The 24,769-nt window shown below is 57.5% G+C and carries 25 protein-coding genes and 1 riboswitch; of the genes, 10 read left to right on the top strand and 15 right to left on the bottom strand.

Translation table 11 applies throughout. From position 1 onward, the window contains the following. Positions 1-4: 4 nt before the first annotated feature. On the bottom strand, positions 5-799 hold the full coding sequence (locus ACO0LO_RS21510) for a class II aldolase/adducin family protein (protein WP_422967225.1): 795 nt from the start codon (positions 797-799) through the stop codon (positions 5-7). Continuing rightward, the gene (hisC, locus tag ACO0LO_RS21505; RefSeq protein WP_422967223.1) at positions 792-1,904 is read right to left on the bottom strand and encodes a histidinol-phosphate transaminase; all 1,113 of its coding nucleotides are present in this window, start codon (positions 1,902-1,904) and stop codon (positions 792-794) included. The genes ACO0LO_RS21510 and hisC overlap by 8 nt, the downstream gene beginning before the upstream one ends. A gap of 164 nt (positions 1,905-2,068) precedes the next feature. On the opposite strand from hisC, the gene ACO0LO_RS21500 reads away from it, so the two are divergent. The 4 genes from ACO0LO_RS21500 (at position 2,069) to ACO0LO_RS21485 (ending at position 6,375) form a co-directional block, all read left to right on the top strand. Next, the gene (locus ACO0LO_RS21500) at positions 2,069-2,875 is read left to right on the top strand and encodes a helix-turn-helix transcriptional regulator (protein ID WP_422967221.1); all 807 of its coding nucleotides are present in this window, start codon (positions 2,069-2,071) and stop codon (positions 2,873-2,875) included. Positions 2,876-3,095: 220 nt separating this feature from the next. Continuing rightward, entirely contained in the window at positions 3,096-4,412 is a 1,317-nt protein-coding gene (locus ACO0LO_RS21495) for an MFS transporter (RefSeq protein ID WP_422967489.1), read from the top strand. A 50-nt stretch (positions 4,413-4,462) separates the two neighbouring features. Continuing rightward, a complete protein-coding gene (locus ACO0LO_RS21490) occupies positions 4,463-6,187 on the top strand; it encodes an FAD-dependent oxidoreductase (RefSeq protein WP_422967219.1) in 1,725 nt (574 codons plus the stop codon). Then, complete coding sequence (locus ACO0LO_RS21485; RefSeq protein WP_422967217.1) at positions 6,184-6,375, top strand: DUF2783 domain-containing protein; 192 nt, start codon at positions 6,184-6,186, stop codon at positions 6,373-6,375. Before ACO0LO_RS21490 ends, ACO0LO_RS21485 begins: the two co-directional genes overlap by 4 nt. Before the next feature lie 65 nt (positions 6,376-6,440). On the opposite strand, the gene ACO0LO_RS21480 is transcribed toward ACO0LO_RS21485, so the two are convergent. Next, on the bottom strand, positions 6,441-6,932 hold the full coding sequence (locus ACO0LO_RS21480; RefSeq protein WP_422967215.1) for a pilin: 492 nt from the start codon (positions 6,930-6,932) through the stop codon (positions 6,441-6,443). Between the two features lie 263 nt (positions 6,933-7,195). Between ACO0LO_RS21480 and ACO0LO_RS21475 the strand changes: the two genes are divergently transcribed. The 3 genes from ACO0LO_RS21475 to ACO0LO_RS21465 all read left to right on the top strand — a co-directional run bounded on the left by ACO0LO_RS21475 (position 7,196) and on the right by ACO0LO_RS21465 (position 10,798). Continuing rightward, positions 7,196-9,421: a TonB-dependent receptor plug domain-containing protein gene (locus ACO0LO_RS21475; protein WP_422967213.1), complete on the top strand. Its 2,226-nt coding sequence runs from the start codon at positions 7,196-7,198 to the stop codon at positions 9,419-9,421. Between the two features lie 225 nt (positions 9,422-9,646). Next, complete coding sequence (gene pnuC / locus ACO0LO_RS21470) at positions 9,647-10,252, top strand: nicotinamide riboside transporter PnuC (RefSeq protein ID WP_422967212.1); 606 nt, start codon at positions 9,647-9,649, stop codon at positions 10,250-10,252. After that, positions 10,253-10,798 carry an AAA family ATPase gene (locus ACO0LO_RS21465; RefSeq protein ID WP_422967210.1) on the top strand — a complete coding sequence of 182 codons (546 nt, stop codon included), beginning with the start codon at positions 10,253-10,255 and terminating at the stop codon, positions 10,796-10,798. It abuts the gene before it with no gap. Here the strand turns inward: ACO0LO_RS21465 and ACO0LO_RS21460 are convergent. Both ACO0LO_RS21460 and rarD read right to left on the bottom strand, forming a co-directional pair. After that, positions 10,795-12,948, bottom strand: a complete 2,154-nt coding sequence (locus tag ACO0LO_RS21460) for a TonB-dependent siderophore receptor (RefSeq protein WP_422967208.1) — start codon at positions 12,946-12,948, stop codon at positions 10,795-10,797. The genes ACO0LO_RS21465 and ACO0LO_RS21460 overlap by 4 nt on opposite strands. A 65-nt stretch (positions 12,949-13,013) precedes the next feature. Further along, positions 13,014-13,114, bottom strand: a riboswitch (TPP riboswitch). A gap of 101 nt (positions 13,115-13,215) precedes the next feature. Further along, on the bottom strand, positions 13,216-14,115 hold the full coding sequence (gene rarD, locus ACO0LO_RS21455) for an EamA family transporter RarD (protein WP_422967206.1): 900 nt from the start codon (positions 14,113-14,115) through the stop codon (positions 13,216-13,218). Positions 14,116-14,353: 238 nt separating this feature from the next. Between rarD and ACO0LO_RS21450 the strand changes: the two genes are divergently transcribed. After that, positions 14,354-15,166 carry a zinc-dependent peptidase gene (locus ACO0LO_RS21450; protein ID WP_422967204.1) on the top strand — a complete coding sequence of 271 codons (813 nt, stop codon included), beginning with the start codon at positions 14,354-14,356 and terminating at the stop codon, positions 15,164-15,166. Between the two features lie 30 nt (positions 15,167-15,196). Here ACO0LO_RS21450 and ACO0LO_RS21445 read toward each other — a convergent pair whose 3' ends face one another. From ACO0LO_RS21445 to ACO0LO_RS21400, 10 genes are all read right to left on the bottom strand, one after another. Continuing rightward, complete coding sequence (locus tag ACO0LO_RS21445) at positions 15,197-16,111, bottom strand: cobalamin-binding protein (RefSeq protein WP_422967202.1); 915 nt, start codon at positions 16,109-16,111, stop codon at positions 15,197-15,199. Next, positions 16,111-16,950, bottom strand: a complete 840-nt coding sequence (gene panC / locus ACO0LO_RS21440; protein ID WP_422967200.1) for a pantoate--beta-alanine ligase — start codon at positions 16,948-16,950, stop codon at positions 16,111-16,113. Before panC ends, ACO0LO_RS21445 begins: the two co-directional genes overlap by 1 nt. A 69-nt stretch (positions 16,951-17,019) precedes the next feature. After that, positions 17,020-17,859 (bottom strand): segregation and condensation protein A, encoded by an 840-nt coding sequence (locus ACO0LO_RS21435; RefSeq protein WP_422967486.1) that lies wholly within the window; start codon positions 17,857-17,859, stop codon positions 17,020-17,022. A 20-nt stretch (positions 17,860-17,879) separates the two neighbouring features. Continuing rightward, entirely contained in the window at positions 17,880-18,131 is a 252-nt protein-coding gene (locus ACO0LO_RS21430) for a DUF3460 family protein (protein ID WP_422967198.1), read from the bottom strand. 87 nt (positions 18,132-18,218) lie between these two features. Then, a complete protein-coding gene (locus tag ACO0LO_RS21425; protein WP_422967196.1) occupies positions 18,219-18,800 on the bottom strand; it encodes a TIGR00730 family Rossman fold protein in 582 nt (193 codons plus the stop codon). Beyond that, positions 18,797-19,486, bottom strand: coding sequence for a TetR/AcrR family transcriptional regulator (locus ACO0LO_RS21420; protein ID WP_422967194.1), 690 nt, complete (start codon positions 19,484-19,486; stop codon positions 18,797-18,799). The genes ACO0LO_RS21425 and ACO0LO_RS21420 overlap by 4 nt, the downstream gene beginning before the upstream one ends. 187 nt (positions 19,487-19,673) lie before the next feature. Then, a complete protein-coding gene (locus ACO0LO_RS21415; RefSeq protein ID WP_422967192.1) occupies positions 19,674-20,231 on the bottom strand; it encodes an RDD family protein in 558 nt (185 codons plus the stop codon). 4 nt (positions 20,232-20,235) lie between these two features. Next, positions 20,236-20,907, bottom strand: a complete 672-nt coding sequence (locus ACO0LO_RS21410; protein ID WP_422967190.1) for a DUF3106 domain-containing protein — start codon at positions 20,905-20,907, stop codon at positions 20,236-20,238. A 32-nt stretch (positions 20,908-20,939) separates the two neighbouring features. Beyond that, a complete protein-coding gene (locus ACO0LO_RS21405) occupies positions 20,940-21,356 on the bottom strand; it encodes a DUF3619 family protein (protein ID WP_422967188.1) in 417 nt (138 codons plus the stop codon). Then, positions 21,353-21,922 carry an RNA polymerase sigma factor gene (locus ACO0LO_RS21400; RefSeq protein WP_422967186.1) on the bottom strand — a complete coding sequence of 190 codons (570 nt, stop codon included), beginning with the start codon at positions 21,920-21,922 and terminating at the stop codon, positions 21,353-21,355. Before ACO0LO_RS21400 ends, ACO0LO_RS21405 begins: the two co-directional genes overlap by 4 nt. A gap of 617 nt (positions 21,923-22,539) precedes the next feature. Here ACO0LO_RS21400 and ACO0LO_RS21395 point away from each other — a divergent pair. Continuing rightward, positions 22,540-24,255 carry an acetolactate synthase 3 catalytic subunit gene (locus tag ACO0LO_RS21395; RefSeq protein ID WP_422967184.1) on the top strand — a complete coding sequence of 572 codons (1,716 nt, stop codon included), beginning with the start codon at positions 22,540-22,542 and terminating at the stop codon, positions 24,253-24,255. A 1-nt stretch (position 24,256) separates the two neighbouring features. After that, on the top strand, positions 24,257-24,748 hold the full coding sequence (ilvN, locus tag ACO0LO_RS21390; RefSeq protein ID WP_188565843.1) for an acetolactate synthase small subunit: 492 nt from the start codon (positions 24,257-24,259) through the stop codon (positions 24,746-24,748). Positions 24,749-24,769 lie beyond the last annotated feature (21 nt).

Raw genomic sequence — 24,769 nt, 5'->3', positions numbered from 1 at the left:
GCTCCTAAGTTGCGTAGCTGTTGTCTGTGCGTTCCGCCTTGCGTATCAGCGCGGCCAGTATGCCGGCGCCGGCTTCATGGTCAGGGCGGAACTGCAAGGCGTCCCTGGTGGACTTCATGCAGACATCGGGTGGAATCCTGATGGCATTGCCGCGCATGGAATCGGTCGTCAGCTGGATCTCGCAGGCCCTGTTCAGCGTCCATAATAAAGAGAAGGCATGGGAGATCGATACCCCATGCGCCAGCAGCCCGTGGTTGCGCAGCACCAGCAGCCGTTTGCTGCCCAGCGCCTGCAGCAGGCGCGGCCCTTCATCGTCATGCACGGTAATGCCTTCAAAGTCATGGTAGGCAATCATATCGTGCAATTGCGCGGCGTAGAAATTGGTGGGCTGCACGCCGCCTTCCATGCATGCGACTGCGAGCCCTGCAGTGGTGTGGGTGTGCATCACGCAGTGTGCATCTTCCAGTGCCGCGTGGATTGCCCTGTGCACCACATAGCCGGCCGGGTTGATAGGAAATTCATCGCTGCCGATGATGTTTCCGTCCAGGTCCACTTTCACCAGGTTGGAGGCCCTGACCTCATCGTAGGCCAGACCGAAGGGGTTGATCAGGAAATGCTTTTCCGGCCCGGGAACGCGCACGGTGATGTGGTTGAATATCAGTTCGCTCCAGCCCAGCGCATGGAACACGCGATAAGTCGCGGCCAGTTCGGTGCGCAGCTGCCATTCGCTGTCGCTGCACCATGCAGGCTTGCCGGCGACCGACGCCGGCAGCGCGGGTAATTTATTCAACTTATCCATTGCCATTTTCCTTCAGGGTTTGCAGGGCGTGCTCCAGCGCACGCGCGAAAGCCTCATTTTCGGCTTCCGTGCCGACCGAGATACGCAGCCATTCCGCAAGGCCGTACACGCCTACCGGCCGCACGATGATGCCGCGCGACAGCAGTGCCTGATAAACCGCGTTCGCCTGCGGTATGCGGATCAGCACGAAGTTGGCATAGGAAGGAATATATTCTATGCCCAGCGCGCTGACAGCGCGGATCAGCTGTTCCAGCCCCTTCCTGTTAGATGCATAGGTTTGCTGCAGGAACTCCTCATCCTGCAGCGCGCCTATCGCTGCTGCCTGCGCCACATTGCTGACATTGAAAGCCTGCCTGATGCGATTCATATAGTCGGTGATGTGCGGCTGCGCAATGGCATAGCCTACCCGCAGGCCCGCCAGGCCATAGGCCTTCGACAGCGTGCGCGACACGACGAGGTTAGGATATTTTCTTACCCATTCGGCACTGTCGAAACGTAGCTCCTGCGGCAGGTATTCATTGTAGGCCTCGTCCAGCACGACGACGACATGCGCTGGCACAGCCGCCAGGAACTGTTCTACCTCAGCCGCAGGCAGGAAGGTTCCCGTGGGGTTGTTAGGGTTGGCCAGGAAGATCACGCGCGTATGTGGCGTTACTGCGGCCAGGATTGCTTCCAAGTCGTTTCCATAGTCCTTGGCCGGAACGACAATCGCTTCGGCGCCCACCCTCTGGGTGGCCTGCCCGTACACGATGAAACCGTATTGCGAAAACACTGCGGCGGTTCCCGGCTGCAGAAAGGTGCTGGCGACCATTTCCAGGATGTCATTGGAACCGTTGCCGAGCGTGATCCACTGGTCGGGCACGGAGAAGCGTTTTGATAATTCCAGTTTCAGGTTGAAACCGTGCGCATCTGGATAGCGCGACACATCGTCCAGCGCGTGCATGGCCAGCTGTTTTGCGCGGGGGCTCATGCCTAGCGGATTTTCGTTCGAGGCCAGCTTGATGATGGCGGATTCTTCAATGCCGGTTTCGCGCGCCAGTTCTGCAATGGGTTTGCCGGCCTGGTAGGGCATGGTTTTTTGGATATGTTCGGGGAAGCTGATCATGGCGATGGTCCTGAATTGGTTGTGGGTGCAACTAGTCTAGGTCAAACTGGTTGTGCGCGCAACTAATTTGTGCAATGATGCAGGTATGGTAGTTAAGCCGTATGATTGTCAATACCACCTTTGAATGAAAGCTGTTGCTCGTAGAGAATTGCCGAGGAGTAGAGATGCGTTATTGGAACCTTAACCAGGCTCGCAGCGGCAGCCTGGACATAAGCCGCGCGACTGGCATCATGGCGGCCATCGCGCATGAAGACAGCAATGCGATGGCGGCAGAGATAGTACGAACGCTGGATGCGCTGGCGCCTGTGTCGCAATGCACGATATTTGCGTATGAGAACAGCAACCGTCCACGCACCGTGTCGGTGGCGGACCATCGCGGCGGCAAGTTCCTGAAGGATATTGCGGATACCTACTCGCGCTTCTTTTATTCCTTTGACGGCAACCAGACCATCGTGTCGTCCGCCGATACGCAGCGGCGCGATCCTGCAGTCTTTCTGCATCATCAGAGTACGGCCGACATAGGCCATGCCGCCTACCGCGAAGCCTGCTACGGGCGTCCGCACGTATCCGACCGGCTGTCGCTATTGTCGCAACCGGCAAAGAATGTCTGGCTGGCAATCAACCTGTATCGCGATCTGGACCAGGGCCAGTTTACCCCGGATGAAATTCAAAAGATCGAGGTGCTGACACCGCTTTTTGCGCATGCCGCGCGCAACCATTACGCCACCTGCGGCCAGGGGCAGCTGAGCATTGCCGAACAAATGCTGGCGCGCGTGCGCGAGGCCTGCGACGATCTTTCCAAACGGGAGCTGGATGTGGTGCGCGGCGTGCTGGAAGGCCGCACTGCGCAGGAAATTGCCGAACTGATGGGCATACGCGTATCCAGCGTCCAGACCTACCAGAAGCGCGCCTACCGGCGGCTGGGCATCTCCAGCCAGCGCCAGCTGTTTGCGCTGTGCCTGTCCCGCTGAGCAGAAGCCGTTTTCCACCTGTCCCATCCTCCCATCCCTTCATTTTCCTTTCATGCCGATGTCCCCAAATTGGGGACAAAGCCCGTTTCCCGCTGATCCATACTGGTATCGCCAAGTGCCCGGTTTTTACCGAAGGCACGGCCTGATACAACAATACAGACGGAGACGAGACATGAATCTGACCAAGGCGCTCAAGCCTGATTATCCCAGCGATGCGGCAATGGAAGAGGGACCCCGGCGTGAACGGCGCGTGATGCAAAAAGTATCCGCACGCCTGCTGTGGTTCCTGTTCCTGCTGTTTGTGTTTTCTTTCCTGGACAGGATCAATATCGGCTTTGCCGGCCTGACGATGATCAAGGACCTGGGGCTCAGCAGTACGCAGTTCGGCTTGGCGACGACGCTGTTTTACGTCGCCTATATCATCTTCGGCATTCCCAGCAATATCGCGCTGGCACGCATCGGCGCCGCCAGATGGATAGGCAGCATCATGATTGCCTGGGGCCTCGCCTCCACGGCAACGATGTTTGCAAGCAGCCCCGCCAGCCTGTACGTGTTGCGCATTATCGTCGGCGTGACCGAAGCAGGCTTTCTGCCCGGCATGCTGCTGTATATGACCTACTGGTTCCCGCCGGCTTACCGCGCCCGTGCAAACGCGCTGTTCATGATTGCGATGCCGGTGACGGCGGCGCTGGGCTCCGCCGTGTCAGGCTATATCCTGGGGTTGGACGGCATGTTCGGCATCAAGGGATGGCAATGGCTGTTCCTGCTGGAAGGGCTGCCTTCCGCGATATTGGGTGTGGTCGTGTATTTTTATCTGAACGATACGCCGCAGCAGGCGAGCTGGCTGACGCCGGACGAAAAGCTTACCTTATCAAAAATGATTACCGCTGCAAAGCCGGATGAGCGGCCCAGTGTGGGCGGGGGCATGGAGAAAAAGCCGCTGCTGCGCGAGCTGTTCTCACCGGTGGTGGTGAAATTCGGCCTTGCCTACTTGTGCCTGGTGAATACGCTGGCTATGGTGGCGGTATGGACGCCGCTGATCGTACGCAGCTTCAATGCCGGCACCAGCAATGCGCAGGTGGGTTTGCTGGCGGCCATTCCACAGCTATGCACGATTGCCGGCATGATTTTATGGGGCAGGCATTCCGATCTGCGCCAGGAGCGCAAGTGGCATATCGTGCTGCCCATGCTGCTGGCCGCCGTGGGCTGGATGCTGTCCGCTTATTCAACAAGTCCGGCCGTTCAAATGCTGGGCGTCTGCCTGGCGTCGACGGGCTCCTACACCGCCATGTCCATTTTCTGGACGATGCCGGATTACGCGCTCAGCTTCAAGGCCAGGGCAATCGGCATTGCGGCCATCAATGCGGTCGGCAATATCGGTTCCGCGCTAAATCCGGTCGTGGTCGGCTGGCTGAAAGATGCAACGCAGAGTTTTTCCGCCGGGTTGCTGTATGCCAGCGTGCTGCTAGTGGTCGGGGCGGCTGTGATCCTGGCCTTGCCCGCGCCGCCCCGCGCAGCGCAGGCAGGCGGGCAGTGAAGGGCAGAGCGGCGAAGTAGTGTTTACGTTACGGGCAGTAAGGAGAAACAATGAACTACGATTTCAAACCATATCCGCATGAGGCCAAAAAATATGCCGCATGGGTTCCCGCGGCTGAGGCGGCGGCGCAGATAGAGAGGCACCCGGTGATCATCGCCGGCGGCGGTCCGGTAGGCTTGGCGATTGCGCTGGGCCTGGCTCGCCACGGCGTGCGTTCCATTGTGCTGGAGGCTGACGACGGCGTCTGCACAGGCAGCCGGGCGATATGTATTTCCCGCCGCAGCCTGGAGATCATCGCGCGGCTGGGCGCGGTGGACGGCTTCCTGGAAAAAGGCCTGCCGTGGACCGGGGGGCGCAGCTTTTACCGCGATGCCGAGGTGCTGCATTTCACCATGCCACATGACCAGGACCAGCAGTATCCGCCCATGGTCAATCTTGCCCAATATCACATCGAGCAATTCTTGCTGGAGGCGGCGGAAAAGCAGGCCGGGCTGATAGAAATCCGCTGGCAAAACAGCTTGACCGGCGTGCAGCAGCATGGCAACGGCGCCACCTTGTCTGTTGCTACCCCTGATGGTGACTATGTGATGGAAGCCGGTTGGCTGGTTGCCGCCGACGGCGGCCGCAGCTTTGTCCGGGAAGCGCTGGGGCTTGCACTGAAAGGCACCAGCTATGAAGGACGCTATGTGATCGTCGATATCCTGCTGAACAGCAGCAGGCCGGCAGAGCGCCTGGCCTACTTCGATCCACCCTCCAATCCCGGTTCCACGGTGCTGGTGCATAAGCAGCCGGACAATGTCTGGCGTATCGACTACCAGTTGCAAGAAGATGAAGATGCCGAGCAGGCAGTACGGCCGGAAAACGTCATCCCGCGGGTGCAGAGCCTGCTGGAGATGATGGGCGAGAGCAGCGATTGGTCGCCGGTGTGGATCACCGTCTATAAGGCGCATGCGCTGACACTGGATCAATACCGGCATGGCCGCGTGCTGTTTGCGGGAGATGCTGCGCATCTGGTGCCCATCTTTGGCGTGCGCGGCGCCAATTCGGGCATAGACGATGCCGATAACCTGGCCTGGAAGCTGGCCTCTGCAGTGAAAGGGCTGGCGGCCGATGATTTGCTGGACACGTATTCCCAGGAGCGTGTACAGGCTGCGCATGAAAACCTGAGGCAGGGCATCAAAAGCACCGAGTTCATGGCGCCGCCTTCGTTTGCGTTTGAACTGATGCGCACTGCCGTGCTGGGTTTGGCGGAGCGGCATCCCGCTGTCCGGCCGCTGATCAACCCGCGCCAGACCAGCGCCATCCGCTACCTGGATTCTGCGCTGAATGTGGATGTCGCGGATGAGGCTGGTTTCGATGCCGGGCCGCCACCGGGAGCGACGCTGCCGGAAGCGCCGCTAAGCGTTGTCGACGGCGATATGCAGGAGGAGACTTACGTCACCCGTCTGCTGGGGCCGTGGATCACGCTCCTGTATTTTGACCGCGACGGCACGTTGCCGGCAGCAGCGACAGCCCTGACGAATGAGCTTGTACGCACGGGCATCCAGGCCCGGTTCATTCCGGTAGCGCAAACAAGGCCGGCCGGCGAAGGCTACACGGCGTGGGATCATACGGGCAGGCTTTTCCCGCTGTTCGGCGCTGCCGTTGGCACGCTGTACCTGGTGCGCCCGGACGGGCATGTGATGGCGCGCTGGAGGCAGTTCAATCCGGCACAGGTGCTGTCGGCTGTCCGCCGCGCATTCCCGGCACTGGCCGCAGAAGGAGATCACTCATGAATGAACAGGATATCGACCGGCTCTACACGGCGCTGTGCACTGCCATGACTGACATTGGCGCAGAACGCTCGCCGCTGCTGCTGGCCCGTTTTGCACTGCTGGCGATGCTGCAGATCGGCGATGCAGCAATCATCGAGAAGATGATTGCCGATGTGCGGGAGGGCCTTGAGGGACGACCTCAGCCTTAATCAGCCTTAGATCAGCCTTAAGTCCGTCCATCTTAAGCATCTGCTGTAGGTGTATGGGCAAGGCATTATTGGGCGATCTTCCTGCACGCCAGCGGCAGGTAGCCTGCCGGAACCGTGGTCTGGTTATTGCCCTTGAGCGTCATCTTGCCCGGCGCGTCTGCATTACCGCAAACCCAGGTCACTGGCACCACGGGCGCGCCCTCGACGATGGCCGGGCGCAGCGTCAACACTTTGTTCCTGATGACGCCTTGCGCGCGGTTGCCGAAGGTGATGTTGATCACGCCGTCCTGCACGCTGACGGCGCTGACATAGTTGTTGACGATCTTGTCGGAGGCAGGCAGGCCTGCCGCTGTGTTATCCGCCGGTAAGGTCTGTGTGGCGGCCCATGCGGCGGCGATCGGCTTCTTGGCGATATCGGCCAGCGGCAGCCCAGACTCGATCTGCTCGCGGACAATCTTGTACTGGTAGGACGGCAGCGCCATTGCAGCGAGAATGGCGATCACCGCCACGACAACCATCATTTCCAGCAGGGTAAAGCCCTTGGGCGCGTTTGTCATTTGTCTATCTGGCCGTTTATGTGGATATGCGGGTATAAATGAAGAATGGTTTACAGTAGTGTAAATCAGGCAGCGGCAAAATTCTTTCCGATTTCACATCTTCCAACGGGCTATTTTCCGACGTCCGGCATCATGGAGAAATACGGGCGTCATGGAACTTTGCCAAACTGGGTACAGTCGAAGGCATGCCCTTCGAGGATACTGCAGCATTCTTGTCCTATTTAAACCGCTTATTACTCATTTATTGCCCGTTTTGCAGACTTATGCCGACAATTAGCCCCGACTTCCGTATGACCGCCGTTGCTGCTGCATTGCTGCTCGTTTTCAGCGGTGCAGCGTATTCACAGGCATATGCAGAGGCATCTCCGCAGGCGGATACTGCGCCTGCACCGGCGGTGACTCCGCAAAAAACTGAACCAGTCAGGACAGTGGAAATTACCGGCACGCGCAATTATGACGAGCGCCGCGAAGATACGGCTACCAAGCTGGTGGTGACACAGGAAGAAATCGTCAAATACGGCGACAGCACGATAGGCGATGTATTAAAGCGTCTGCCGGGCATTACCATAGGCGGCGTGCAGGGGCGCGGCGGTGAAATCCGCATGCGGGGGCTGGGCTCCGGTTATACGCAGATACTGCTGAACGGCGAACCGAGCCCACCGGGGTTTTCTCTGGACTCCATTGCGCCGGAATTGATAGAACGCATAGAAATCATCCGCGCCGCCAGCGCGGAATACAGCACGCAGGCAATCGCCGGCACGATCAACATCGTGCTGAAGAAAGCGATACAGACCGCGCAGCGCGAGATCAAGCTTGGAGCCGGCAATGAGCACGGCGTGTGGTCCGGCAGCGCCAACCTGCAATTGTCCGACCGTGTCGGCAAGCTGTCTTATTCGCTGGCCGGCGCCTTTTCCCGAGGCCGCTGGGACCGTCCTTCGACAACAGAAGAAACCGGCACGGATGCCTCGGGCAATCAGGACCTCGTCCGCCACTATATAGACGGCAACCACGGGCAGTACGAAAACATCAACCTGTCGCCGCGCCTGAATTGGGTGCTGCCGAACGGCGACAACCTCGTCTCGCAAAATTTTGTCAGCCATAGCGAATCGCACGGCAATACCGGTGAGACAATACTGTCATCAAAAGAAGATGCGCCCCTGTATGCCGAAAACAGTGCGCTGTACCAGTCCCGCTTCAACATGTTCCGCACCGATATCAATTGGATACACAAGCTGGAAGAGGGCGCCAAGCTGGACATGAAGTTCGGCGCCAACTATAACAAGCGCAATTCCAGCCTTGCCTACCAGGGTTACGATAGCGACGGCGTTTTTGCGCTGGACCGTAAAACTGCCAGCGAAGCGACCGACAAGGGCGTGACTGCAAGCGGCAAATATTCGACACCTTTCATTACCGACCATTCTCTGGTGGCCGGCTGGGATGGCGCCTACAGCAAGCGCGGTGAAAACCGCCTGCAAAACGACACCACCTTTACCGGCAATGTCCCCATCGACCTTGATGAAAGCTTCGATGCGTCCGTTACCCGCCTGGCGCTGTTTGCGCAGGATGAATGGAATATTACGCAGCGCTGGTCGATGTACCTGGGCCTGCGCTGGGAGGCGCTGAATACGCGTAGCGAGGGGCGCTTGTTCAGCGCCGTCGAAAACCGTTCCGCCGTGTGGAGTCCGGTGATGCAGACACTATGGAAACTGCCGGACAGCAAGAACGATCAGGTGCGCCTGGCGCTGACTAGGACCTACAAGGCGCCCTCCACCAGCAGCCTGATCCCGCGCCACTATATCTCCGACAATAACAGCCAGCTGAATCCGGACAGCCAGGGCAACCCCAATCTGCGGCCCGAGCTGGCCTGGGGCCTGGACGCAGCCTATGAGCACTACCTGCCGGAGGGCGGGCTGATGAGCGCCAGCGTGTTTGTGCGACGTATAGACGACATCATGCGCCAGCGGTTGTCGCTGATAGACGGCGCCTGGGTCACGATGCCCGTCAACGATGGCCAGGCCACCACGCGCGGCCTGGAACTGGAGGCCAAGCTGCCGCTGCGGTCCATCTACAAAGCCGCGCCGGCCATCGACGTGCGCGCCAATGTCAATTTCAACTGGTCCACGCTGTCTACGGTTCCCGGCCCGAATAACCGGCTGGATTCGCAGACGCCGGTCAGCGCCAACCTGGGCGTGGACTACAAGCATAGCCAGATGCCGCTGACGCTGGGCGGCAACCTCAGCTTCCAGGACGGCGGCCCGGTGCGCCTGTCCGAGACGCAAAGCGCCTATTCCGCGCCCAAGCGTGTGCTGGACATGTACGGCCTGTGGAAATTTGATGCAAAAACCCAGCTTCGCATTTCCATGGCGAATATGCTGCATCAGGATAATGTCGGCGCGAGCATTTACGCCGACGCCACCGGTTCGCTCCGCCAGAATACGGTGACACCGACCAGTACCGTGATACGGGCAATGCTGGAGCAGAAGTTTTAAGGCACTGGAACAGGCGGGCTGGGTCGAGGCATATGTCAGGCGTATCTCATTCGTCAGGCGTATCTCATTCGGGAGACCGGCGGCCTGTGGAACGCGTCCCGGATTTCGCTTGCTGCATCCGGGCTACGATTTCCTCATTGTTCCATTTGCTGCCGGCTGCATGACAGCGTCCGCCTAATCAACGATAATGCTGCCGTACCATCTTATTGAAGCGGCTGGCATTGCATGAATGATATTGTCCCACTGTTCGGTTTTACGACAACTCCGCTGGAGCTGATTTCCTTTGTGCTGTCCGTCATCACCGTGGCGCTGAACATACGGCAAACACACTGGGCCTGGCTGTTTTCCATCCTGTCGTCGGCACTATATGCGCTGGTGTTTGTGGAATCCCGCCTGTATGGCGATGCCGGCTTGCAGCTGGTGTTCATCGCGGTTTCCGTGTGGGGCTGGTACCAGTGGCTGCGCGGCGGCCAAGCGCATGGCGCCTTGCAGGTAACGCGCTTGTCTGCGGCCGGCTGGTTGAAGTCGGGGCTGATGTGGCTGGTCGGCTTCGGCGTGCTGTCGCTATTCCTGAAGTCGTATACCGATACCGATGTGCCCTATATGGACGGTTTCCTGACGGCGGGCAGCCTGCTGGGGCAGTTGCTGCTGTCGCGCAAGAAGCTGGAAAACTGGCATGTATGGATACTGGTGGACATCCTGTACGTCAGCTTGTACATGTACAAGCACCTGACGCTGACGGCCATCCTGTATGCGCTGTTCGTGATCATGGCGGCGCTGGGTTTGCGCGCCTGGAACAGCTCGGCCGCTCCCGTAGCTGCGGCCAGCTAGATGCCGGCTCAGCTGATGACGCCGGGACCCCGGCGGATTGCCATCCTGGGAGCAGAATCTTCCGGCAAGTCTTCATTGGCCGAAGCGCTGGCTGCCCGTTATCAGACTCTATGGGTGCCTGAATACCTGCGCGAGTTTGTGGAAACGCACAAGCGCGTACCTGTAGAAGGCGACCAGTTCCACATTGCCAGCACCCAGGTAGCGCGTGAAGACGCTGCCGCGCCGCTGGCCCGCGGTTTCCTTTTTTGCGACACCACGCCGCTGATGACGGCGATCTATAGCCATTTCTATTTTGTGCAGGCAGACGCGCCGCTGAAGGCGATGACGCGGGCGCGCACTTATGATTTTACGATCGTGACGGCGCCGGACCTGCCTTGGACGCCGGACGGTTTGCAAAGGGAGTCGGAAGAGATGCGGCAGAGGGTGCATGAAGAACTGCTGCGGGAATTGCAGCAACGCGCCATTCCCTACCTGCTGGTGGACGGGGACATGCCGCATCGCATGTCCCAGGTCCAGGCCGCGCTGGCGGCGCTGGACGTTTCCTAGAAATCGAACTGCGCCGATACCTTGTAGAGGCGCGGAGCGCCCGGGAACAGGTAGCCGCCCAGGGATTGTGTCACATCGCGCCAGTAGAATTTATCAAACACATTATCCACATTGAAGCGCAGGGTCGTCGCGGTGCCGGCGATATGCGTTGCATAGCGCGCGCCAAGATTCATGACCGAATAGCCGGGCACGGTGACGCTGTTATCGGGGCTGAAAGCCTTGTCGCCTGAATACAGCACTTCCGCATTCAGCTTCAGGCCCTGCACCTGCCGCACGGCGTAATCTGCATAGACGCTGGCTTTTATGGAGGGCACGTTGGTGACGCGCTTGCCGTCCAGCGTGATGTCGCCGGTGTCGCTCTGGCGCGTGCGCAGGCCGGCGATGCTTGCCCCCAGTGTCAGTTCATTGCTCAGGCGGCCTTGTGCAGACAGTTCTATGCCGGTGTGCTTTTCCTTGCCGTTGGCAACATAGTCATTGTCGGCGTTTGTATATTCCAGCGACTGCTTGATCTGGAACACGGCGGCGCTGACGCTGAAGTCGCGCAGCAGGTCGGCTTTCACGCCGAATTCATATTGCCTGGACTTGCTGGGGTTTAGCAGCGCATTGACGTTGTTGGTGCCCAGCGGCGCAATGCCGCCATGCTCCAGGCCTTCGGTGAATGATCCATAGACGGACCAGTTGTTCTGCGGGCTGAATACCAGCGCGATATTCGGCAGCAGGTAGCTGCGCTCGTATTTGGCGTTCGGCGTTTCATCGTCGATGAACTGGTCGCGTTTGATGTGCACATGGCGCGCGCCGAGATGCAGTTTTAGCTGGTCCGTCAGGCTCAGGATATCCTGCGCAAATACCGACCATTCGTCCTCGCTGCGGCGCAAGGTGACAGGGCCGGTAACGATGGTGGACGGCGGCACGACGACGGGAACATAGATATTGCTGGTGCCGTTCGGTTTCGAGCCTGCGCAATCCACTTTGCCATAGACGCAATCACCGAACCAGTCGCGCCGGCGGAAGCTGGAAAAGCCCAGCGTCAGCGCATGCTGGATGTTGCCGGTCTTCAGATTACCCTGCAGCAGCGCCTGCGTTGCCAGTGGGGATTTGGATTCGCCGGTGCTTTGGTAATCGTACACATCGTAATCGCCGTTGGCGCAATAGCCGGGGAACAGGCCGGCAGATGAGCAGCCGTAGGGGAAGGCGGTGAAATCGTTGCGGCGGAATTCATGCTTGTTGGCCGATAGCGTGGCCTTCCAGTCTTCGTTGAACTTGTATTCAAAACGCAGGCCGAAGTCGGTATCGCGCGTATCCACCGGCCGCGCCCAGGGCTGGTTGTTCAGCATGGTATCGGGGTTGATATTCCTCGGCAGGTCGGTGCCGTTGACCAGTTGGAAGCCGGGCGCCGTCAGCTGCGATTTGTGCTGGTAGTCCATGTCCAGTTGCAGCAGCGCCTGCGGCGAAATCCGCCAGTCGAAAGCGAAGGAGAAAAATTGCCGCTGGCCGTCTGCACCCTTGATATAGGAGCGTAGCCTTTCGTCGGCGGCATTGATGCGGTAGCCGAAATGCGGGTCGCTGAAGAGGCCGCCCAGGTCCACCGCGCCGTACAGCGTGCCGCGTTCGCTGGCGCCCAGCGTGACCGTACGCAGTGGCGTGTCGGTGGGCCGCTTGGTCACATAGTTGATGATGCCGCCCGGCGTGGCAAAACCGGCCTGGAAGCCGGCCAGGCCTTTCAATATTTCTATGCGTTCCTTGTTTTCCAGCGGGATCGAAGCGTCGCCGGGAATGGCCAGCCCGTCCTTGCGGTAGCTGCTGGTATTGTCCAGCGCAAAGCCGCGTATCGAAAATTGCTCGGCATAGCCGACGGCATTATAGGAATCGTTGACGCTGGCATCGAATTTCACTGCATCGGTCGTCTGCCGCACCTGCAGGTCCTGCATCAGGCTTTGCGTGAATACGGTGATGGAGGCCGGCGTCTCCAGTAGCGGCGCGTCGGAAAAGCCGCCTACGCTGGCGCGGTCTGCCTTGTTGCTGTCCTGCTTGGCTGCGCTGATAACGACTTCAGGCAGTGCGCTCTGGGCAAAGGCGGGCGTTGCGAGCAGTTGGGCAACGGCCAGCGCAATGGCGGAGGGAAGGTGGATCGATGTTAATTTGTCAGACATGGTGGCTCTATGCGTTCCGGTATGCGGTTGTGCTGGAACCGGCGCGGGAGAGCAGACAAAGAAAGGGGAGGAGCTTTGCGCTTCCCTGCGCTGGCATTATCCAGATCAGGTTCGGAGGGTATTTCTCACCCGGAAACAGCAGTTCCCAGGACCCCTAGCGAGAGCCGTACTTTACCATGAAACGGCAGCGGCCTTGTTATTGGCGCTGTAATACCGGGTATGCCGTTGCGCGCATACAAAGTATGCGTACAAAATAGTTAAAAATATTTACGCTTTTTCCGTATTGCCTACTTGCTGCCTGGACAGGTAATTGTTGCGCAGGCCTTCGACCGAATATACCGCCAGCGCCGCCCAGATGGCGACGAAGCCGATGAGCCTTTCGCCGTCGAAGCTTTCCTTGAACAGCCACACGCCCAGTATCAGCTGCAGCGAAGGGGAGATGTATTGCAGCAGGCCCAGCGTTGCCATCGGAATCAGTCTGGCGCCGGCGGCAAACATCAGCAGCGGGATCGCCGTGATCGGCCCTGCGGCAAGCAGCATGATCTGCGATGTCGTTGCCGCATCGCCAAAATGGCTTTGCCCCTGGTTCGACAAAATGGACAGATAGGCTGCCGCCAGCGGAAACAGCAGCAGGGTCTCCAGCGACAACCCTTCCAGGGCTCCCAGTTTGGCGGTCTTGCGCAGCAGGCCGTAGCTGCCGAAAGTCAACGCCAGCGCCAGGCCTATCCACGGCACATGGCCTGCCTGCACTGCCAGCCACAGTACCCCGCAGGCAGCCATGGCAACGGACAGCCACTGGCCGGGCCGCAGTCTTTCATGCAGCAGCAGGAAGCCGAGCAGCACGTTGACCAGCGGTGTCATGAAATAACCGAGGCTGGCGTCGATGACATGACCGTTGTTGATGGACCAGATATAAATGAACCAGTTGCCCGACAGCAGCAGCGCGCTGACCGCAAAGCCGGCCACCAGCTTTGGCTGGCGTATCACATCGCGCAGCCACGACCATTGCCTGCGCAGCAGCAGTACGATGGACAAAAACAGCAGCGACCACAGCATCCGGTGCAGTAATATTTCTATTGGCGCAAATTCGTGTAAAGCCCTGAAATACAGCGGAAACAAGCCCCATAGAATATAAGACGTGGACGCGAACAATATGCCTTTGCGCATTGTGGACAATCAGAAAAAAAGAAGGAAGAGGACGTGCGGGCCTGAATAGTGCAAACGGCATCTGCTGTTATTTGTTTTACATTATCGCAGCAAATCGGCAACTCCACAGGTACAGTTTTTTTCTTTCGAGAAAAAACTGTACTTCACGGCCATTGCTTTTCCTTGTACTTGTCCCATCTATGGACTAGCTTTCAATGAGAGGGCTGGAATCGATCCATTGGTAGCAGGGGGGAGCGTAATGCCGTTGCTGTATCTGTTGATATTTTCACTGACCGTGATGGGGCTGGTTTTCTGGCTGCCGCGCTACCGCTTGCAGCGCGCGATCCGTGCACCTTTTCCCGGCAATTATTCACGTATCTTGCGCAGGAATATCCCTGCTTATGCAAGGATGCCGGCCCATCTGCAATTGCAGCTGAAACGGCTGATCAAGCAGTTTCTGCACGAGAAAAAATTCATAGGCTGCGACGGCTTCCGCATGAATGACGAAGTGCGCATGACGATTGCCGGCAAGGCATGCATGCTGCTGCTCAACCGGCCCGCGCGCGTTTTTCCCGATCTGAAACTGGTTCTTGTGTATCCTTCCGCCTTCATCGCGCCGCGCACCGAGCTTGGTGTGGGCGGTATCGTCACGCATGCGAACCAGACCTTGTCCGGTGAATCCTGGAGCGACGGCAGGGTGATCCTGGCGTGGGACCATGTACAGCAAAAAGGCGAAGATGCTATCGACGGACACAATGTTGTGCTGCATGAATTTGCACACCAGCTTGACAGCGAGACAGGCTCTACCAACGGCGCACCGCTGCTGATGAGCAAAGCCAGGTATCAGCGCTGGTCTGCCGTGATGATGCGCGAGTACCAGAAGCTACAGCAGGCCGCAGCGTATCAACTGGAAAGCGTGCTGGACTATTACGGCGCGACGAATCCGGCAGAATTTTTTGCCGTGGCGACCGAAACCTTTTTTGAAAAATCCTGGCCGATGGCAGAGCTGCATCCTGAGCTGTTTGCCGAACTCAGTGAATATTACCGCGTCGACCCTAGGGAGTGGCATTAGGGCGAGGGTTGATTTGCTGTTTGCCGGAAGCTAGCGGCGCCTCTTGCGCGCCGTATCGAGGAATTTGCATACTGCTTCCGTGCCATCCAGTATCCGCGGCCCGGAACGATTGATCCAGTCGCCTTTTACGACATACAGATTGGAGTGTTCCACGGCTGCCAGCTTGTCGAAGCGCAGCCAGTCGGCCAGTGATTCCTGCTTCTCGCCGTCCGTCGTCATGATCGCTTCGGGGTTGGCTTTCAATACTGCTTCTACATTGACGGTAGGGCTGACTTCCCGCAGTTTGCCGAAAATATTCTCGCCGCCGCATAGCCTGATCGCCGACGACACCATGTGGGTGTCGTTCAGCGTCATCAGCGGGCTGCGCCAGATCTGGTAAAACACGGTAACGGGCTTGACGCCTGCTGGTTGCCGGTAGGTGTTTCGCAAGGCTTCCAGCCGGTGGCGGAAGGCGCCGGCGGCCTTGTTGCCGGTGGCCGATGTGCCGGCCAGTGCAGCCATGCGTTCTATGGAAGAGGCGATGCCTTCGTAGTCATGCGGATCACTCTGGTATACATTCAGGTGCAGGCCGCGCAGCTTGTCGGCGAGGGCAGCGCCGTTGCCGGTGCCCCACACGACCACCAGGTCGGGCTTCAACGCCAGCACGCGTTCTATATCCAGTGCAAATACGTTGCCCACGGAGGCAATTTTTTTCGCCTGCTCGGGAAAGTCGCTGTATTCGCTGACACCGACCAGCTGCGCCCCGGCGCCGGCGGCGAACAGGATCTCGGTCGTGTGCGGCGCCAGGCTGATGATGCGCTGCGCCGGTTTATCCAGGCTTACCGAACGTTGCGCATCGTCTTGCACGCTGATGGCAGCTATTGCCCGTGACGCCGGCAGACAAGCGGCCAGCCAGGCTGCAAGCAAAGCAGGGGCTGAGAGCCACCGCAACGTACTGCTCGCCATCACACTTCCAGGTTGTCGATCAGGCGGGTTTTGCCGAGCTTGGCGGCGGCCACCACGACCAGCGGCGCCTTTTGCGCCAGGTCGCCGGCGGAAGGCGGTTGCAGATCTGCCTGCTTGCGCACGGCAATGTAGTCCGGGTTCCACTGGCGCGCGGCCAGTTTTGCCATGGCCTTCTTTTCCAGCTCGAAGATGTCCAGGTGGCCGTCGCGGATTTCCTGTGCTACTTCGTTCAGGGTCTGGTACAGCGCGGGGGCTTCAGCGCGCTCGGCTTCGTTCAGATAGCCGTTGCGGGAAGACAGTGCCAGGCCGTCTTCGGCGCGCCAGGTTTCGGCAGCGATGATTTCAGTTGGCAGTGCAAACTGCTTGGACATATTGCGGATGATCATCAATTGCTGGTAATCCTTCTTGCCGAATACGGCCACCTTGGGCTGTACACAGGAAAACAGTTTGAGGACCACGGTTGTCACACCGGTAAAAAAGCCGGGACGGAATTCACCTTCCAGGATATTGCCCAGGTCATCCGGCGGGCGCACGCGGTATTCCTGCGGTTCCGGATACAGGTCTTTTTCAGTAGGGGCAAACAGCACATACACGCCTTCTTTTTCCAGCTTTTCCACGTCGGCCTGGAAGGTGCGCGGATATTTGTCGAAGTCTTCGTTAGGGCCGAACTGCAGGCGATTGACAAAGATCGATGCGACCACCGGGTCGCCATGTTTTTTTGCCAGCCGCATCAGCGACAGGTGGCCTTCATGCAGGTTGCCCATGGTGGGAACGAAGGCAGTACGCAACTGGCCGCGCAACTGGTCGCGCAGTTCTTCTATGGAGGAGATTATTTTCATGTCTCTGTTTTCAAAATAGGGAATTCTTGTCAGGGATGGGGCGTGCCGGCGGCATGCCCGAATAAAGCGTTACGCCGGTGAATATGACAGGCGCACATAGATAGGTGCGAATGCTTCGGCCTGGGTGATTTCTATCAGTGTTTCCTTCGCCAGTTCCAGCAGCGCGACAAAATTGACCACGAGGACGGGTGCGCCCCTGGACGGATCGAACAGTTCGGAAAACTCGACGAACTTGGCCGATTGCAGGCGCCGCAGAATGCCGGTCATGTGCTCGCGCACCGACAGTTCCTCGCGGCTGATCTTGTGGTGGGCAACGAGCGTGGCGCGCTTGAGCACATCGGCCCAGGCGGCCTGCAGGTCCACCACGTCCACATGCGGCCAGTGCAGCACGGTATTGGTTTCAATGAAGACCTGGGCATGCAGGAAATCCCGGCCCAGTTGCGGCACTGCGTTCAGGTCGTAGGCGGCCAGCTTCATCTGCTCGTACTCCAGCAGCCGCCGCACCAGCTCGGCGCGTGGATCTTCGGCTTCTTCAGTGGAGTCGTGCTTGTTGACCGGCAGCAGCATGCGCGATTTGATCTCGATCAGCATCGCTGCCATCAGCAGGTATTCTGCCGCCAGCTCTAGGTTGTGCTTGCGTATCTGCTCCACATATTCCAGGTATTGCAGGGTGACCTGCGCCATTGGAATATCGAGAATATTGAAATTCTGCTTGCGGATCAGGTACAGCAAAAGATCCAGGGGGCCTTCAAAGGCCTCCAGGAAAATCTCCAGTGCATCGGGGGGGATATACAGGTCGTTCGGCAGCTTGAACAGAGGCTCGCCGTACAGTTTGGCAAAGGCAAGGCCGTCAACGACGTCGGGCGTGCTGTCAGTGGAGCCTACCAGAGGCAGTTCCGTTGCCGGCATGCTGGATGCAACACTCACGTTTAACCTTTGTTCTGGTACACGTAAGCTTGTTGGTTGATGCGGGATTCTTTGGCGCGCTTCTGGGTATCCAGGTCAACAGGGGCCTTGTCCCACAACAGTGCGCGGCCGTCGCGCTGGCTTTGCTCCAGTTCCGGATTGGCTTTTTTCAGGCCCTGGATGAACTGGGTCGCTTCGGACTCGTAACGCGCAAATTGCTTGGAAAATATCATGATGTCGCTATAGAAACGGTTGAAAACTCTGGATGCCAGCATTTTACCCTGTTATGACTCGCTAATCGGGGTAACTGCGGAATAGCGGCTATCGGGCCGGCTATCGGGCGCTGGGTGTGGTTTTGTTATTTACAGGTCTTGCTTTTTAAGCCATTTATCCACCAGCACCGGCTGATATTGCCTGAAATCCTGCACCAGCTTCGCCGGATCGGCTTCGTTGAACAACATCGCCAGATGCTCGGCCTTCAGGAATTTGGACTGCACCGTGTGGTTGAGGAAAGCCACCAGGCTGTCGTAAAAGCCCGCGACGTTCAGCAGGCCTATCGGCTTGGTGTGGAAACCCAGCTGGGCCCAGGTGAATACCTCAAACAGTTCTTCCAGCGTGCCGACCCCGCCTGGCATGGCGATAAAACCGTCGGACAGGTCAGCCATCATGGCCTTGCGTTCATGCATGTCCTTGACGACATGCAGTTTTGTCAGGCCGGTGTGGCCGACTTCCTTGTCCATCAGCGCCTTGGGGATCACGCCCGTGGCTTTGCCGCCCAGACGCAACACTTCGTCGGCGATCACTCCCATCAGGCCCACCTTGCCGCCGCCGTAGACCAGCGCGATATCGTGGTCGACGAATTGTTTGGCTAGGGCTTGCGCCCCTTCGGTGTACACGGCGGAAGAGCCTGCGGAGGAGCCGCAATAGACGCAAATGGATTTCATGGGGTGGGGCCGGTTTCTTTGACGTTCATCTTGCGCAGGTATTCCTGCGACAGCTTTTCGAATACTTCTTTCGTTTCACCGCGCAGGTAGGGGCTGATCAGCACAATCACCTGATAGCAGCCGCGGGTCAGCGAATCGGACATGGCCTGCTGCTCGGTATATTTGCGCGGATTGCGTACATATTCATACGACAGCCAATAGGTGGCGACGATGACCATATTGGTGGCCAGCGCGTCGATATCCATGTCGGTGGCTTCAAAGGCGCCGTCGGCGCGCAGGCCGGTGCACAGCTCAGTGGCAACCGTGATCTTGTGCGTCAGGATCTGCTTGAAGTTCAGTTCCAGCTTACGGTTCCTGGACAGCAGGTCGTTCTGGTCACGGTAAAAGAAGCGATAGCGCCAGACCAGTTCAAAGGTCAGGTGCAGATAGGTCCAGATATCCTGGATATTGGCCTTGCGGCCATGCGGGAAGGCCAGCTTTTTATTGATCTCTTCTTCAAACTGGGCAAAGATGGAATTGACGATATCGTCTTTGTTGCGAAAATGGTAATACAAGTTGCCCGGGGAAATATTCATCTCTTCGGCGATCACGGTCGTCGTGATATTCGGTTCGCCGAATTCATTGAATAACCTGAGTGACAATTCCAGAATACGTTCTCTGGTACGGCGAGGAGCTTTGTGTTGCATGCTATTTCTCTATGATTTTTCAATAGAATAACATTGAACAAGCCAGACACAAAAACCGTAAGGCAATACAACATGGCTGTGTACGGGGTAGCAGCCTCGGGGGAAGCCTATTTTTGTTGGTATCGGTAGCTTATTGGCAGCAAGTTCGGCTAATTGGTGTTTATTACTGCAATTTTTTATGTAGTATTTACCGGATGTATTTGTGGTCGACGTTAGGATCAAGCTCTACATGCATCAGGCGTGTTTTTGCCAGTTTGTCGTGCAGGAACTGGCCGTCTTTATCCAAAGAGGCGGTCATGGCCCATAGCACGATGTTGGCGCCGAACAGCATGCCCATTTGGCCCCAGCTTTTAAGCCCAAAGCGATACACAAGGATGATCGCCGGCAGAAACCACATCCATGCCAGGCAGTAACGCACGATTGCCTTGACGACCGGCACGCGGCTGCCATCCAGATCTACCGCCCGGATACGCCAGGTCTTCATTGCCAGTGTTTGTCCGCTCTTCCGCCAGCAATAGACAAAATACAGGCCAAGAATAAAGATAGTCCATACCTGCAGCGCGTGGTGTACCAGTGTAGGGCTATTTGTCTGGGCATAGGCGACGAATTTGATGCCAAACAGGGCCATCACGCCATAAAAGATGCAGGCAGCGACAACCGCAACGCCAAATACCAATACCGCCTCGTAGACCATGCAAACCAGGCGGCGTTTCAGCCGCGGGGCTTTTATTGTGGATGTTGACACGTGCTTACTTTAAGACAGGTTGGGACGCCGCGGCGGGAGTAGGGACGGGAGCCGGAGGCAGCGTTGCAGGCGCAGGCAAAGACGCCGATGCCGCAGCAGCGTGCGAAGCCGGTACCGGGTTGACGAAGCGCGTGGGCGGTATGGCCTTGATCGGCGCCAGTGGCTGGGCTTTTCTTTGCGTCTCAGGCGGCAGGTTGGTCACCGATTTCTTTTTGCTTGCCTGTTCCGCCAGTTGTTTCTTCTGCTCATCGCTGAGCTGCTGGTATTGCTGCCATTGCGCCGACTTCTGTTCAGGCTTTACCTGCGTCGTGCGGGCAAAGTTTTCACGCGCCGCCATGCGCTGTTCCGGCGTCAGCTTGACCCAGGCACGCATGCGTTCCACTACGCGGGCCTGCTCGTCCGGCTTCAGCGCAACATACTTGTTGGCGATTTCCATCCATTTTCTTTTCTGGATTTCTTCCATCTTCGGCCAGTCGGCTGCCAATGGAGCCAGCACGGTTTTCTGCGTCGCCGACAACTCTGCCCATGAGGGGCCGCTGCTGGCAGCAGTTGCCACTGGTTTGGATGCGGAGGCGGCATGCGCACCACCGCTGCCGGCGGCGTAGGCCAGCGGCAGGCAGAGCGTTGCGGCAAAGAAGCACGCTGCAAATTTATAGGTGTCAGCCAAATTGGCCAATCCGGTTACCGATAAAACGGGAAAGCGCACGCCTACTCCCCCGCATTGTTCAAATAGGCGGTAAAGCCGGTATCCAGGTAAGCGTCGGGAGGCAATTCGTCCACGAGGACGGCGGCATCGATATCGGCCAGGTCCCTGATGCGGCGTTGTTCTTCATAGTGGTAGATGCCGAACAGGCCGACTATCAGCACCAGCAAAGGCAGCACTACGCCGAGCTTGCCCATCCATGAACCGGGGCCCTGGAAGGAAAAACCCGCATTACCGGCCAGTACGCCACGGATGGCGAGGGCAGCACTAGGCGTGTCCGCCTTTTTGCGCGACATTGCAATCTTTCGGGCATTGGCAAGGCGATCAAGGGTCTGAGCCGGTATCTTTTCCGCAGACTGGTTCAGTGCGTGGCGCACTTTATAGGCGAAATCAATATCCATAGTTTCTTTTGAGTAGTTCATAAGCGTATCCCTTTAGCCTTGAGCGATGCTGCAAGAGCGTGTGTTGCGCGTGAGCAATGCGTTTTTACGCTCCCTTCAGAGCAGCCCATCGCGGCGGCCGTTTCGGCCACATCCATGTCCTCCCAGTAACGCATGAGGAAGGCTTCCCGTTGACGTGCCGGCAGTTTTTGTATTTCCTGGTCGATGATAGTGAGGACTTGTTCTCTTTCTATCTTGTCGGCGCTGGATTCCGAGGCTTGCGTGCCTTCCTCGGCTGAATAACTTTCCAATAAATCAAAATTATCGTCTTCCTGGCTGGCCGGCGCCATATTGGAAAACAGGCTGACCCAGGTATTACGGACTTTTTCGCGCCTGAAAAAATCAAGAATGGTGTTTTGCAGGATGCGCTGGAACAGCATCGGCAGCTCTGCCGCCGGTTTGTCGCCATACTTTTCGGACAGCTTGATCATTGCTTCCTGGACAATATCCAGTGCAGACTCGTCATTACGCACTGTGTAGGCTGCGTGTTTGAAGGCGCGGCGTTCCACACCTTCCAGGAAATTGGATAATTCTTTATCTGTGGCCATGAGCGGCGTTCGTAATCATTGGTTCAAAGATGCGTCTTCCGGGCATTTTTTGTTGAAACAGGGTTGAATTCTATTCTTTTTGCCGGAATGCGTTCATCAGCGTGCAAATTCCATGAAAAACCTGGGGAAAATAGACAGGAATAATACTTTGACCAGCGGATAGGATTTTAATCGCGCTAATGCTAGCAAAAATGCCGGCTGATGTCCCCAAGTTTTTACCCTGATAGACGATTTTACGGGCATTTCTGCAAGAATTTTGCACCAAAACAAAGAAATTGTCTTGACCAGATTGGTGCAACGCAGTACCGTACTAGTCCGCCCTGAGATCTCGGGGCAACAAATGCCTGATGTGTCGGCCCACAATGCCGTTCACGACAGGTGCGCTTTACTTGAAGCTGTTTGTTCTAACCCATGCCACAAGCGTGAGAAATTTGTAGTTGCAAGGCTTAAACACTGACTGAACGAGTGCCTTAAGCGGTGCCTGGAACTATGTCCAACGGACATATAAAGGGTGGCGTGACAGCACAAAAAGGAATGGCAGCTAGCAGCCGCGCGAAGCGATTTCGCCAGGAAAGAACATCCTATCAATCTCCTATGGACCTTGAAAGGACAACACCATGAATACAGAAATAACAGGCGCAGAAATATTGGTACGATGTTTGGCGGAAGAGGGCGTAGAGCACGTTTTCGGCTATCCAGGCGGTGCAGTACTGTATATTTACGACGCAATCTTCAACCAGGACAAGTTTCAACATATCCTTGTTCGCCATGAGCAGGCGGCGATTCACGCTGCAGATGCTTATTCCCGTTCCTCCCAGAAAGTCGGCGTAGCACTGGTGACTTCCGGCCCGGGCGTGACCAATGCGGTGACAGGCCTGGCAACGGCCTACATGGATTCCATTCCCATGGTCATCATTTCCGGCCAGGTGCCCAGCCATGCGATCGGCCAGGATGCTTTCCAGGAATGCGACACGGTCGGCATTACCCGTCCCTGCGTCAAACATAACTTCCTGGTCAAGGACGTCAGGGATCTGGCGACAACGATCAAAAAAGCTTTCTATATTGCATCTACAGGCAGGCCGGGTCCCGTGCTGGTGGATATCCCCAAGGATATCTCCATGCATAAAACGACCTATTCCTATCCGAAAGAGATAGAGATGCGCTCCTACAAGCCTGTGGACAAGGGCCATTCAGGCCAGATCCGCAAGGCTGTGCAACTGCTGCTGCAGGCCGAACGTCCGATGATCTACACTGGCGGCGGCGTCATACTGGCTAATGCAGCGCCGGAACTGAACAAGCTGGTCGACAAACTGGGTTTTCCTGTCACCAATACGCTGATGGGACTCGGCGCTTACCGGTCTTCCGACGAAAAATTCGTCGGTATGCCCGGCATGCACGGCACCTACGAAGCCAATATGGCAATGCAGCACTGCGACGTGCTGATTGCGATTGGTGCGCGTTTTGATGACCGCGTGATCGGCAACCCTAAGAATTTTGCCTCGGTGCCGCGCAAGATCATCCATATCGACATCGATCCGTCATCGATCTCCAAGCGTGTCAAGGTTGATATCCCCATCGTCGGCAACGTCAAGGACGTGCTGCAGGAATTCCTGTCGCAGCTGAATGTGGCTGAAACTCGGCCCGATACCAAGGCGCTGGCTGCATGGTGGAAGCAGATCGCCGAATGGCGCAGCCGCGATTGCCTGAAGTTCCCGACTTCCAGCGAAGTGATCAAGCCGCAGGCGGTAGTGCAAAAACTGTGGGAAGTGACCAAGGGCGACGCCTTCATCACTTCCGACGTGGGGCAGCACCAGATGTGGGCCGCGCAGTACTACGGTTTCGACAAGCCGCGCCGCTGGATCAATTCCGGCGGCCTGGGCACGATGGGTGTGGGCCTGCCGTACGCCATGGGCGTGCAGATGGCAAACCCGGATGCGACGGTCGCCTGTGTGACCGGCGAAGCCTCGATACAGATGTGCATTCAGGAGCTGGCAACCTGCAAGCAATACCACCTGACACCGAAAATCGTCTTGCTGAACAACCGCTTCCTTGGAATGGTCAGGCAGTGGCAGCAGATCGATTATGGTTCACGCTATTCCGAATCCTACATGGACTCTCTGCCGGACTTTAACAAGCTGGTGGAGGCCTATGGCCACGTCGGCATGAAGATAGAAAAGCCGGGCGACGTCGATGGCGCGATGAGGGAAGCGTTTGCGATGAAGGACAGGCTGGTGTTCATGAACTTCATTACGGATCAAACCGAGAATGTCTGGCCCATGGTCAAGGCAGGCAAGGGCCTGACTGAAATGCTGCTCGGTTCGGAGGATCTGTAACATGAGACATATCATTTCTGTTTTGCTGGAAAATGAAGCGGGTGCCTTATCGCGCGTGGTCGGCCTGTTCTCCGCGCGCGGCTACAACATTGAAACGCTGACTGTTGCGCCTACCGAAGATGCCACCCTGTCGCGGATGACCATCGTCACTTCCGGCTCGGACGACATCATCGAACAGATCACCAAGCACCTGAACCGGCTGATTGAGGTCGTCAAGGTGGTGGATCTGACTGAGGGTGCGCATATCGAGCGCGAGCTGATGCTGATCAAGGTGCGCGCGGTCGGCAAGGAACGCGAAGAGATGAAACGCACCGCGGACATTTTCCGTGGCCGTATCATCGATGTGACCGAAAAGACTTACACGATAGAACTGACCGGCAACAAGGGCAAGCTGGACGCCTTTATTGATTCCATCGACCGAACGGCGATCCTGGAAACAGTCCGCACCGGCGGTTCCGGCATTGGCCGCGGCGAGCGTATCCTCAAGGTCTGAACCGGGTTTCTGCTGAGCCCG

The organism is Undibacterium sp. TJN25, assembly GCF_049339885.1.
Taxonomy (GTDB): Bacteria; Pseudomonadota; Gammaproteobacteria; order Burkholderiales; family Burkholderiaceae_D; genus Undibacterium.
Note: the sequence above shows the minus strand (reverse complement) of the source record. Positions and strands in the feature narration are given on the sequence as shown.

Excerpts from the sequence above, each read along its gene's own strand:
- ACO0LO_RS21425 (WP_422967196.1), bottom strand. The coding sequence starts at position 18,800 with ATGAAATCCATTTGCGTCTATTGCGGCTCCTCCGCAGGCTCTTCCGCC.
- ACO0LO_RS21405 (WP_422967188.1), bottom strand. The coding sequence starts at position 21,356 with ATGAACTACTCAAAAGAAACTATGGATATTGATTTCGCCTATAAAGTG.
- ACO0LO_RS21495 (WP_422967489.1), top strand. The coding sequence starts at position 3,096 with ATGGAAGAGGGACCCCGGCGTGAACGGCGCGTGATGCAAAAAGTATCC.
- ACO0LO_RS21445 (WP_422967202.1), bottom strand. The coding sequence starts at position 16,111 with ATGGCGAGCAGTACGTTGCGGTGGCTCTCAGCCCCTGCTTTGCTTGCA.
- ACO0LO_RS21400 (WP_422967186.1), bottom strand. The coding sequence starts at position 21,922 with ATGGCCACAGATAAAGAATTATCCAATTTCCTGGAAGGTGTGGAACGC.
- ACO0LO_RS21420 (WP_422967194.1), bottom strand. The coding sequence starts at position 19,486 with ATGCAACACAAAGCTCCTCGCCGTACCAGAGAACGTATTCTGGAATTG.
- ACO0LO_RS21395 (WP_422967184.1), top strand. The coding sequence starts at position 22,540 with ATGAATACAGAAATAACAGGCGCAGAAATATTGGTACGATGTTTGGCG.
- ACO0LO_RS21460 (WP_422967208.1), bottom strand. The coding sequence starts at position 12,948 with ATGTCTGACAAATTAACATCGATCCACCTTCCCTCCGCCATTGCGCTG.
- hisC (WP_422967223.1), bottom strand. The coding sequence starts at position 1,904 with ATGATCAGCTTCCCCGAACATATCCAAAAAACCATGCCCTACCAGGCC.
- pnuC (WP_422967212.1), top strand. The coding sequence starts at position 9,647 with ATGAATGATATTGTCCCACTGTTCGGTTTTACGACAACTCCGCTGGAG.
- ACO0LO_RS21485 (WP_422967217.1), top strand. The coding sequence starts at position 6,184 with ATGAATGAACAGGATATCGACCGGCTCTACACGGCGCTGTGCACTGCC.
- panC (WP_422967200.1), bottom strand. The coding sequence starts at position 16,950 with ATGAAAATAATCTCCTCCATAGAAGAACTGCGCGACCAGTTGCGCGGC.
- ACO0LO_RS21510 (WP_422967225.1), bottom strand. The coding sequence starts at position 799 with ATGGATAAGTTGAATAAATTACCCGCGCTGCCGGCGTCGGTCGCCGGC.
- ACO0LO_RS21480 (WP_422967215.1), bottom strand. The coding sequence starts at position 6,932 with ATGACAAACGCGCCCAAGGGCTTTACCCTGCTGGAAATGATGGTTGTC.
- ACO0LO_RS21490 (WP_422967219.1), top strand. The coding sequence starts at position 4,463 with ATGAACTACGATTTCAAACCATATCCGCATGAGGCCAAAAAATATGCC.
- ACO0LO_RS21430 (WP_422967198.1), bottom strand. The coding sequence starts at position 18,131 with ATGCTGGCATCCAGAGTTTTCAACCGTTTCTATAGCGACATCATGATA.
- ACO0LO_RS21465 (WP_422967210.1), top strand. The coding sequence starts at position 10,253 with ATGCCGGCTCAGCTGATGACGCCGGGACCCCGGCGGATTGCCATCCTG.
- ACO0LO_RS21435 (WP_422967486.1), bottom strand. The coding sequence starts at position 17,859 with ATGCCGGCAACGGAACTGCCTCTGGTAGGCTCCACTGACAGCACGCCC.
- ACO0LO_RS21500 (WP_422967221.1), top strand. The coding sequence starts at position 2,069 with ATGCGTTATTGGAACCTTAACCAGGCTCGCAGCGGCAGCCTGGACATA.
- ACO0LO_RS21450 (WP_422967204.1), top strand. The coding sequence starts at position 14,354 with ATGCCGTTGCTGTATCTGTTGATATTTTCACTGACCGTGATGGGGCTG.
- ilvN (WP_188565843.1), top strand. The coding sequence starts at position 24,257 with ATGAGACATATCATTTCTGTTTTGCTGGAAAATGAAGCGGGTGCCTTA.
- rarD (WP_422967206.1), bottom strand. The coding sequence starts at position 14,115 with ATGCGCAAAGGCATATTGTTCGCGTCCACGTCTTATATTCTATGGGGC.
- ACO0LO_RS21475 (WP_422967213.1), top strand. The coding sequence starts at position 7,196 with ATGCCGACAATTAGCCCCGACTTCCGTATGACCGCCGTTGCTGCTGCA.